Here is an 8,943-nt window from a genome sequence, read left to right as displayed (position 1 = left end):
ATCAGCTCGATGCGCGCCGCTGCATCTCGTATCTGACCATCGAGCATCAGGGCAGCATTCCCGAGCACCTGCGCCCGCTCATGGGCAACCGCGTCTTCGGCTGCGATGACTGCCAGATGGTATGCCCCTGGAACAAGTTCGCGCGTCCCACGGATGAGGCGGATTTCCATCCCCGACACGGCCTGGATACGCCGGCTCTGATCAGGCTTTTCCTTTGGGATGAGCGCGCGTTCCTGCGCAACACGGAAGGCTCGGCCATCCGCCGCCTCGGCCACGAACGCTGGCTGCGCAACATCGCCGTCGCTTTGGGCAATAGTCCCACCACCACTGACGTCGTCGCTGCGCTGGAACGACGCCGCGGGCACCCCAGCGAGCTGGTCCGTGAGCATGTGCACTGGGCATTGACTCGTCACGGCGTGGCAGAGCAACACACAGGAGAGCGTCCATGAGTGAGCAGGAACTCGGCGGAATCACCGTCGCCGTCCCCGAAAGCCGGAAGCTGGATATTTTCGCCCGCATGCTGGAAGAGCGCGGCGCCGCTGCTTGGCGTTGTCCGTTGGTCCGCATCGCCGATACCCCCGACGAGGCGAGTGTCCATCAGTGGTTGGAGCGGTTTTGCGCGCATCCGCCCGACGGGCTGATCCTGCTCACGGGGGAAGGCCTGCGCCGGCTGCTCGGCTTCGCCGAACGCGCCGGCATGCACGGGGCCTTCGTGACGGCGCTGGCGCGCCCACGCATCATCGCCCGGGGGCCAAAACCGGGCCGAGCACTGCGCAGTGTCAGTCTCAAGCCGGACCTGTTTTCCGATGAGCCCACCACCGCCGGGGTCATCCGCAGCCTGCAACAGCTCGACCTGGATGGCCATCGCGTCGGCGTCCAACTCTACGGCGAGGAACCAAACCAGGCGCTGATGGATGCTATTCGCGACGCCGGGGCCGAACCGGACCCGGTGGCCCCCTACATCTACCTCGCCGACCAGGACGCCCCGGCCGTGCTGGAACTCATCGAGGCCCTGGAGTCCGGGACCATTGACGTCATCGCCTTCACCAGCAAGTCCCAGGTGCAGCGGTTATGGGATGTCGCCGAGCATGCGGGTCGGCTCGAGGCGCTGCGCAGCGGCCTGGCGCGAACGCTGGTGGCAGCGGTCGGGCCGGTGGTGGAGGAGGCCTTGGAGCAACGGGGCCGGCCAGCGGACATGGCGCCGGCGACGAGTTACTTCATGAAGCCGCTGGTGCGGGAGATGGCAACGCGTATGCAGAGTCAGTCCGGAGAAGGCTAGAGGTCCGCCACCTCGATGTTGTCGATCAACCGTGCCCGGCCAAGCCGGGCGGCGCCGAGGACAACAAACTGCGACGCGGGGAGATCGGGAACCGGCTCCTCCAGCGTGTCCCGGCGCCGAATGCTGACGTAATCCGGCTGCATGCCGACACGGCGCAGGTGTTCCCAGCCCTGAGCCTCGAGCTGCAGGAAGTCCCGCTCCCCGGCCTTGAGGCTTGAGGCGATACAGTGGAGTTCCCTGTACAGCGCCGGAGCGATTTGCCGCTCGGCCGGCTCCAGGTAGGCATTACGGGAACTCAGCGCCAGGCCGTCCGGCGCCCGCGCAGTCTCCGAGCCGATGACCTCCACGGGCACATTCAGGTCGGCAACCATGCGGCGGATGATCTGGTACTGCTGGAAATCCTTGCGCCCGAACACGGCACGGTCCGGCGCGATCATGTTGAACAGCTTGCACACCACCGTCGCCACACCCGTGAAATGCCCCGGGCGGTGGGCACCGCAGAGAATGTCCGACAGGCCCGGCACATGGATCGTGACCACATGATCGAGCCCGCGCGGGTAGACTTCGCTGACCGGAGGAGCGAACAGCGCATCGGTCCCTTCGGCCCGCAGCTGCTCGCTATCGGCCTCCAGCGTCCGCGGGTAGCCGTCGAAATCCTCACTGGGGCCGAACTGGGTGGGGTTCACGAACACGCTGGCCACCACGCGGTCGCTGATACGGCGCGCGTGCCGTACGAGTCGCAGATGGCCTTCGTGCAGGTTCCCCATGGTGGGAACAAAGCCGACCACCTCGCCCTCGACCTGCCAGGCGCGCACCCGCGCGCGCATACTTTCGATCTGGTGATACGTTTCCATGCCGGTCAGAAGCTGTGCTGGGCCGAGGGAAAGCGGCCTTCCCGAACCGCTGCGACGTACGCCTCCACCGCTCCCTGGATGGTGTCCGCCTCGGCCATGAAATCGTGGGAAAACCTCGGTGTCCTACCGGGGGTGATGCCGAGAACGTCCTGGAGCACCAGGATCTGGCCATCGGTATCGGCGCCGGCCCCGATGCCGATCACCGGCACCGCCACCTCGCGGGTCACCCGCGCGGCCAAGACCGCCGGCACACACTCCAGAAGAATGATATCGGCACCCGCATCGGCCAAGGCCCGGGCATCGGCGACCATGGTATCGGCCTCGCTCGTCTCGCGGCCCTGCACCCGATACCCGCCCATCTTGTGCACGCTCTGGGGCTGCAAGCCTAGGTGCGCGCAAACCGGAATGCCGGCACCGTTGAGCCGACTAACCGCCTCGGCCTGTCCGCGCCCGCCCTCAAGCTTGATCATCTGTGCACTGCCTTCTTTCATGAGTCGAGCGCCGTTGCGCAAGGCGTCTTCCACGGTGGCATGGCTCATGAACGGCATGTCCACCATGAGCAGGGCTGCAGGACGCGCCGCCGCGACACACCGGGCATGGTAGATCATGTCCTCCATGGTTACCGGCAGGGTGGTGTCGCAGCCTTGCATGGTCATGCCCAGGGAATCGCCGACCAGGATGACATCCATACCCGCTGCATCCGTGACCGTGGCGAAGGTAAAGTCATAGGCCGTGAGACAGGCGATCTTTGCGCCGGACGCCTTCATTTTTGCCAGCGTCGCTACGGTCACAGCGCGTTTACGGGATTCCCCGGCGTCCATAAGCACTCCAGTTCGTCGTCGGGCAGCGCCCAAACCAAGGGAAACACTGAATTACGCGATCGGTGCCGGATTGAAGACATGGCGGCCGCTGCGGATGGTGCGCAGCCGCTCCAGCAACTCACAATAATCGGCATCACTGTTGACGAGATCGATCTCGGCGGCATTCACAATCAACAGTGGCGCCCGCGCGTAATGGCGAAAGAACTCCACGTAAGCATCGCTGAGCCGCTGAAGATACTCCAAATCGATGCGCTGCTCATAGTCGATGCCACGCCTGCGAATGCGCTCGAGCAGGACGTTGACCGGGGCCTGGAGATAGACCACCAGGTCCGGCGGCTGCACATCGGGCGCCAGATGGTTGTAGACGCGCTGGTAGAGCTCGAATTCGTTCGCGCTCAGCGTCAGCTGCGCAAACAAATAATCCTTCTCGAACAAGAAATCGGAGACTCGGGTGCTCTCGAACAAATCCCCCTGGCGCAATCCGTGCAGCTGTGCCGCGCGCTGAATGAGAAAAAACAGCTGGGTCTGGAAGGCCGCAGCGCGGGGGGTCTCATAGAACTGCTCCAGGAACGGGTTATCCTGTGCCCCTTCCAGCAACAGCTCGCTGCCGAAACTGCCCGCAAGCCGACGTGCAAGGCTGGTTTTACCCACGCCGATCGGTCCTTCAACCACCAGATACCCGGGAAAATCGCGCTCACGCATCAGGCCTTGTTCCACTCCCTGTGTCTTCCCGCAGGCGACGAACGCCCTCACGGGGGCAGACCGCCAGGAGCTCCTGCAAGGATCCACGCCCCGGTATGCGAACGCCGGGAGCCAGTTCGGCGAGAGGATACAGCACAAACGCCCGCAAGTGCAGGCCGGGGTGGGGCACGGTCAGGCGCTCGGTATCGAGCACCTGGTTGCCGTAGAGCAGCAGATCCAGGTCCAACGTGCGTGGGCCCCAGTGACGCCCTCGCCGGCGGGCCTGAGCCTGCTCCTGTGCCTGCAGCACATCCAACAGCGCCAGGGGGTCGAGGGCGGTCACCACCCGCGCGACAGCATTGACGAAATCCGGTTGATCCTGGGGGCCCATGGGTGGGCTACGATAGAGCTCGGATACGGGCCCGAGTTCCATCCCCTCGCGCTGGCCCAACGCCACAACGGCTTGATGAATCTGGGCGACCGGGTCTTCGAGATTGCTCCCAAGCCCGATGTAGGCGGTGACCCGACCGTGCATCAGCCGGGGGTCACGGGCGTTTCACCACCGCCACGCCGGCGGCGCCGGCGGCGCTTGCGCGGCTTTGCAGGGTCCGGAGTCCGCTGCTCCTGCTCCGGGGTAGTCTGGAAGTCGGTCCACCAGTCCGCGAGCTCCTGGGGCGCATCACCCGCCGCGGCCCGAATCAGCAGGAAATCATAGGCCGCGCGGAAACGCGGATGCCCGAGCAGACGGGTCGCACGCTTGCCACCGCACCGCGTGAGCCGCGGCTGTAGCAACATGATTTCGCGCATGGGCACACTGAAGCGTTTAGGTATCGCAACCCGCTGCAGCTGCTCGGCCAGCACTTCGCCCATGGCCTCCTGCAGTGCCTGGGACTCGTTCATGCCCTGATCGACCGCGTAGGCCTCAGCGCGCTCAGCGACGCTGGGCCATAACAGCGCCGCAAACAGGAATGCGGGTGTCACCGGTTTATCCTCGTTCACGCGCCGGTCGGTGTTCTCCAGTGCGCGCAGAATAAACAGGTCCCAGACCTCGCCTGAGTCGCTATCGAGCGCGGCCTCTGTTTGCGGGAACAGGTGACTGAACAGCTCGTAGCGCCTCAAGATGTGGAACGTCTGCGCCCCCACGCCACCCAGGAAGAGTTTCATGATCTCGTCGAAGAGGCGCGCCTGGGGGATCTGCTCGAGCAGCGCCGCCATCTCCGGAATCGGCTCGCCCGCGGCCGCATCGATGGTAAAACCGAGCTTGCCGGCGAACCGGGCGGCCCGGAGCATGCGCACCGGATCCTCGCGATAGCGGGCGACCGGATCGCCAATCAGGCGTAACCGTCCGGCTTCCAGATCATCGAATCCGTTGGCAAAATCCACCACGGAGAAATCGGCGATGTTGTAGTACAGCGAGTTGACAGTGAAATCCCGCCGCAGCGCATCCTCTTCCACCGTACCGTAGACGTTGTCGCGGAGGATCCGCCCATCCTCCATGGCCACGTCCCCGCCGCCGTCGTCGTTATCGGGGTCGTGCAGAGCACGGAACGTCGCGACTTCGACAATGTCGCGGCCGAAAAACACATGGGCAAGGCGAAAACGCCGTCCGATCAAGCGGCAGTTGCGAAACAGCGCCTTGACGTCTTCGGGTTTGGCGTCAGTGACCACGTCGAAGTCTTTGGGCTCGCGCCCCAGCGACAGATCACGCACACCACCCCCCACCAGATAGGCCTCAAAGCCGGCATTTTTCAGCCGGTAGAGCACCTTGAGCGCATGATCGCTGATGTTCTTGCGGGATACCTGGTGCTCGGAGCGCGGGATCACGCGAGCCTGGGCGCGCAGTTGTTCGAGTTCCTGGTCAGTCACAGAGTCCAAGCTTGAGCCAAAAGAGTGAGCGCGTATAATATCACCCTCGCTGTGGGGATGCAGGCGCATTCCGGCAGTTGGCGCAACATTCGGAAATTCCGCTCCCATCGTCTAGCGGTCCAGGACGCCGCCCTCTCACGGCGGAAACCGGGGTTCGATTCCCCGTGGGAGCGCCAAATAACGGTGAGCGAGTTCATTGCTCGCAGTCTATCGGCTCAAGTATAAGAGTCAGGGCGCGGCCGGACTCGCATGCGCAATGGGTTCGATGAGACGAGCGCGCATTTTGGGCGGTCCCCACCTTCCGCAATCGAGTCATGACAACGCCAGGTACAGCACACCGGGATACGCCGGCGCAGTGGCGGCCGGTTACGGGTAATTGTTGAGCCGAAGCCCCACGTGTCATGGTGGAACCCGCTGGCCTGCAAAGTGTCTCTTGCAAGTGTTGTCAAAGGCAGCGCTCGCTGCGATCCCGCAATCCACCCCACATGCTGGCAGGGCCAGTCCCAACCAAATGGATACTCTGATGAAAGAGCAGGACAATCCGCTTGCCTCCCCCCTTTTCAAGGCCGCCGCCGATTTGGCGTTCGACTCCGTGATGGTTAGCCGCGCCACCGATACCCACAGCGGTTCGGAGATCGTCTATGTCAATGACCGCTTCACCGAGCTTACCGGCTATCAGGCTGACGAGGTGATGGGAAAAACACCCGGCCTCCTGCAAGGACCGGATACAGAAAAGACGGTAACTGATCGGCTTGCCGAAGATCTCCGCAACGGGCGCACCTTCCACGGGCAGACGGTCAATTACCGCAAGGACGGCAGTCCTTTCGATATCGAATGGAAAGTAACGCCAGTCGTAAGCGATGGACAGACAACCTATTACCTGGCTGTCCAGCGCGATGTCAGCGACCGCTGACGTAACGTGCCCCGACCGTCATCGGCCGGGAGACCATCTGGCCAGTGAGCCAGCCGGCCTCGGGTCTTAGCAGGAATACCACCAGTGCCGCCGAGTCATCAGCCTCACAAACGCGTTGCATTGGGTGCCTACGGAGTATGTCGCATGAATCCTGTTTTGATTGCGGGGGGCCTGCTGGGCCTGCTGTCCGTGGTGGTCGGGGCCTCGTCCGAGCACCTCTTGCAAGCGCGGGTCGATGACGAAGTGTTTCGCTGGGTGATGACGGCAATCCGCTATCACCAGGTCGGGGCGCTCATCGTTTCCGCGCTTGGGCTGGCGCTAGCGGTCTTGCAGGGGCATCGGGTTCAACGCCTGCTGGTGGTAGCAGGCTGGCTATTCGTGGCCGGGACGGTACTATTTAGTTTCAGCATCTATGTCGCTGCCCTAACCGGTGTACAGGCCATCACCTACCTGACGCCGATCGGCGGAGTGACGCTAATGCTGGCTTGGCTGGTGCTGATCGGAGCCGGGTTTCTGGCCAGACCACGTGCCGATACCTAAGCCTTCGCGCTCCAGGGGTTTCCGTCTCTGCTTTTTCATGCCGCCTCACCCTCGGGTCCCGTATGGCATCTGCCTTCCTAGCGTCACAGTCCGGATACCAAGGGCGTGTAACTCGTACGTAGATATGCGACCAAGGCGCAAAACTACCAGCTGATAGCCATAATGCTGCTGTGTGCTAAAGAGCATACAATCCCGTCGAAAGAACTCGGTTTTCGTAACGGCAAAAACCGGATCAGCGCAAGCTGCGCGTTATCCCGCCGACCACTTTTCCGCCGGTCACAACGCTGTCAGCACCGCCTCAGGGCAGCAGCAGCGCATTCGCAGCGGCAACTCGCCGCCAAGGAGCGCCCCTGCACGCAAAGAACAGATGGCCTGGATTGTGCAGAATGCATTCGCGTTGACGAGTAGTCCACGTTCCATCGCCAATGAAAAACGACATGTCGGGCTACATGAGACAGATTCGTCCGGGGGTAAACCGATACTCTGTAACCATCCAGGGGAACCAATGGACAAATTTTTCGGAATCACGGCTCAAGGTAGCACCCTGGGTCGAGAATTCATGGCCGGCGTAACAACGTTTCTCGCCATGGCCTACATCCTGTTCGTCAATGCCTTCATCCTTGCCGATGCCGGGATGGATCCGGACGCCGTCTTCGTAGCGACGGCTCTCGCCGGGGCAACGGGGTGCGCCATCATGGGTCTATGGGCCCACTATCCCATTGGCTTGGCGCCAGGCATGGGACTCAACGCATTTTTCGCCTACACGGTCGTGCTGGGCATATGCGATCCCCGCCTTCGTGACGGTAATCGCCATGCCACTGACCTTCAGTATCGCCACAGGCCTTGCAATGGGTTTCGTGCTCTACCCGCTGACCATGGTTTTCCGCGGAAAGTGGCGCGAGGTCGATCCGATCATATACACGCTATTCGTCGTGTGCCTCATCTATTTCGCTTTCGGGGTTTGAGCGATGGCAGGCCGCCAGCATCAATCTGTACATCGTCGGCGGTCTGCCCTCACTGTCGTTTGCGGCTCCTGCAGGACGGAATCGTATGACCAGTTGCCAGCTCGAAGTGCGTCGATCGATGACAGCCTGGTAATGAGTAATGAGGCCATAAGCCAGAAGGAAAGGATATTGTATGCAAGACTTGTCATGTGGGGTTGCAGGATCTCACTGGGCCGGGTGCTGAACCAGCGATGACCATCGACAGCACAACACCTTATGCCCTGCGCGGCAGGCTCGTGGACACCGCACCCTGTACCGGGGCTGTGGGCAATGAGCGTCTGCGCGTGGTCAACGATGGGGCACTAGTCATCGAACAGGGATACATCACTGCCGCCGGCCCGGCCACGGAGGTGCTCACGGACGATCGCGCGAACCTGCCAGTGCAGGACTACCGTGGCCGGTTGCTGATGCCCGGGCTCATCGATGCCCACATCCACTACCCGCAGACCGACATCATAGCCAGCTACGGTGCACAGTTGCTGGACTGGCTGCAGACGTACACCTTCCCGGCTGAGGCAAGGTTCGCGGATCCAGAGCTCGCGCGTGATACGGCGGAGTTCTTCCTGAAAGAACTGTTCCGCAACGGCACCACCAGCGCCAACGTCCTGGGGACGACCCACGCCCACTCCGCCGACGTCATCTTCGAGGCGGCGCGCGCCCACGGCATGCGCCTGAGCGCCGGCAAAGTGATGATGGACCGCAACTGCCCGGAAGCCATTCGAGATACGCCGGAAACCGGCTACCGCGACTCCCGCAAACTGCTGGAGCGCTGGCACGGCGTGGACCGGCTGCGCTACGCCATTACGCCCCGCTTCGCGGTCACATCCACGGGCGCGCAGCTGGAGGCCACCGGCCGTTTGGCCGCGGAGTTCCCGGACGCCTACGTGCACACCCACCTGGCGGAGAACCGCAACGAGGTCGCGTGGGTGGCGGAACTGTTCCCGTGGGCACGCAGCTATCTGGATGTCTATGACCACTACGGCCT

Annotated in this window: 11 protein-coding genes, 1 tRNA gene and 1 pseudogene; 8 read left to right on the top strand and 5 right to left on the bottom strand. The window is 63.0% G+C overall.

All coding sequences use genetic code 11. The annotated features are described in order from the left end of the window. Together queG and QZT63_RS04040 are read left to right on the top strand one after the other, a co-directional pair. Nucleotides 1–449: tRNA epoxyqueuosine(34) reductase QueG (queG, locus tag QZT63_RS04045; RefSeq protein WP_290648803.1), on the top strand; the 449-nt coding region annotated here is incomplete at its 5' end. After that, nucleotides 446–1,279 (top strand): uroporphyrinogen-III synthase, encoded by an 834-nt coding sequence (locus QZT63_RS04040; RefSeq protein WP_290648801.1) that lies wholly within the window; start codon nt 446–448, stop codon nt 1,277–1,279. The genes queG and QZT63_RS04040, both read left to right, overlap by 4 nt. On the opposite strand, the gene panC is transcribed toward QZT63_RS04040, so the two are convergent. The 5 genes from panC to pcnB are packed head-to-tail and all read right to left on the bottom strand — an operon-like array spanning nt 1,276 to nt 5,501. After that, a complete protein-coding gene (gene panC, locus QZT63_RS04035) occupies nt 1,276–2,133 on the bottom strand; it encodes a pantoate--beta-alanine ligase (protein WP_290648799.1) in 858 nt (285 codons plus the stop codon). The genes QZT63_RS04040 and panC overlap by 4 nt on opposite strands. A 5-nt stretch (nt 2,134–2,138) precedes the next feature. Further along, nucleotides 2,139–2,954, bottom strand: coding sequence for a 3-methyl-2-oxobutanoate hydroxymethyltransferase (gene panB, locus QZT63_RS04030; protein WP_290648797.1), 816 nt, complete (start codon nt 2,952–2,954; stop codon nt 2,139–2,141). Nucleotides 2,955–3,005: 51 nt separating this feature from the next. Then, a complete protein-coding gene (locus QZT63_RS04025) occupies nt 3,006–3,656 on the bottom strand; it encodes a deoxynucleoside kinase (RefSeq protein ID WP_290648795.1) in 651 nt (216 codons plus the stop codon). Continuing rightward, on the bottom strand, nt 3,649–4,170 hold the full coding sequence (gene folK, locus QZT63_RS04020) for a 2-amino-4-hydroxy-6-hydroxymethyldihydropteridine diphosphokinase (protein ID WP_290648793.1): 522 nt from the start codon (nt 4,168–4,170) through the stop codon (nt 3,649–3,651). The genes QZT63_RS04025 and folK overlap by 8 nt, the downstream gene beginning before the upstream one ends. Continuing rightward, entirely contained in the window at nt 4,170–5,501 is a 1,332-nt protein-coding gene (gene pcnB, locus QZT63_RS04015; RefSeq protein WP_290648791.1) for a polynucleotide adenylyltransferase PcnB, read from the bottom strand. Before pcnB ends, folK begins: the two co-directional genes overlap by 1 nt. Before the next feature lie 100 nt (nt 5,502–5,601). Between pcnB and QZT63_RS04010 the strand changes: the two genes are divergently transcribed. The 6 genes and pseudogenes from QZT63_RS04010 to QZT63_RS03985 form a co-directional block, all read left to right on the top strand. Next, nucleotides 5,602–5,677, top strand: a tRNA-Glu gene (locus QZT63_RS04010). 347 nt (nt 5,678–6,024) lie between these two features. After that, nucleotides 6,025–6,414, top strand: a complete 390-nt coding sequence (locus QZT63_RS04005; RefSeq protein ID WP_290648789.1) for a PAS domain S-box protein — start codon at nt 6,025–6,027, stop codon at nt 6,412–6,414. 144 nt (nt 6,415–6,558) lie between these two features. Next, a complete protein-coding gene (locus tag QZT63_RS04000) occupies nt 6,559–6,954 on the top strand; it encodes a DUF423 domain-containing protein (RefSeq protein WP_290648788.1) in 396 nt (131 codons plus the stop codon). Nucleotides 6,955–7,321: 367 nt separating this feature from the next. Further along, nucleotides 7,322–7,723, top strand: a pseudogene (locus QZT63_RS19955) (hypothetical protein); the annotation flags it as partial. Nucleotides 7,724–7,766: 43 nt separating this feature from the next. Beyond that, the gene (locus QZT63_RS03990) at nt 7,767–7,919 is read left to right on the top strand and encodes a hypothetical protein (RefSeq protein ID WP_290648805.1); all 153 of its coding nucleotides are present in this window, start codon (nt 7,767–7,769) and stop codon (nt 7,917–7,919) included. Between the two features lie 230 nt (nt 7,920–8,149). Continuing rightward, nucleotides 8,150–8,943, top strand: a 794-nt coding sequence (locus tag QZT63_RS03985) for a guanine deaminase (protein ID WP_290648786.1), incomplete at its 3' end; no start/stop codon positions are given.

The sequence above is a fragment of the Aquisalimonas sp. genome (assembly GCF_007120195.1).
Taxonomy (GTDB): domain Bacteria; phylum Pseudomonadota; class Gammaproteobacteria; order Nitrococcales; family Aquisalimonadaceae; genus Aquisalimonas.
Note: the sequence above shows the minus strand (reverse complement) of the source record. Positions and strands in the feature narration are given on the sequence as shown.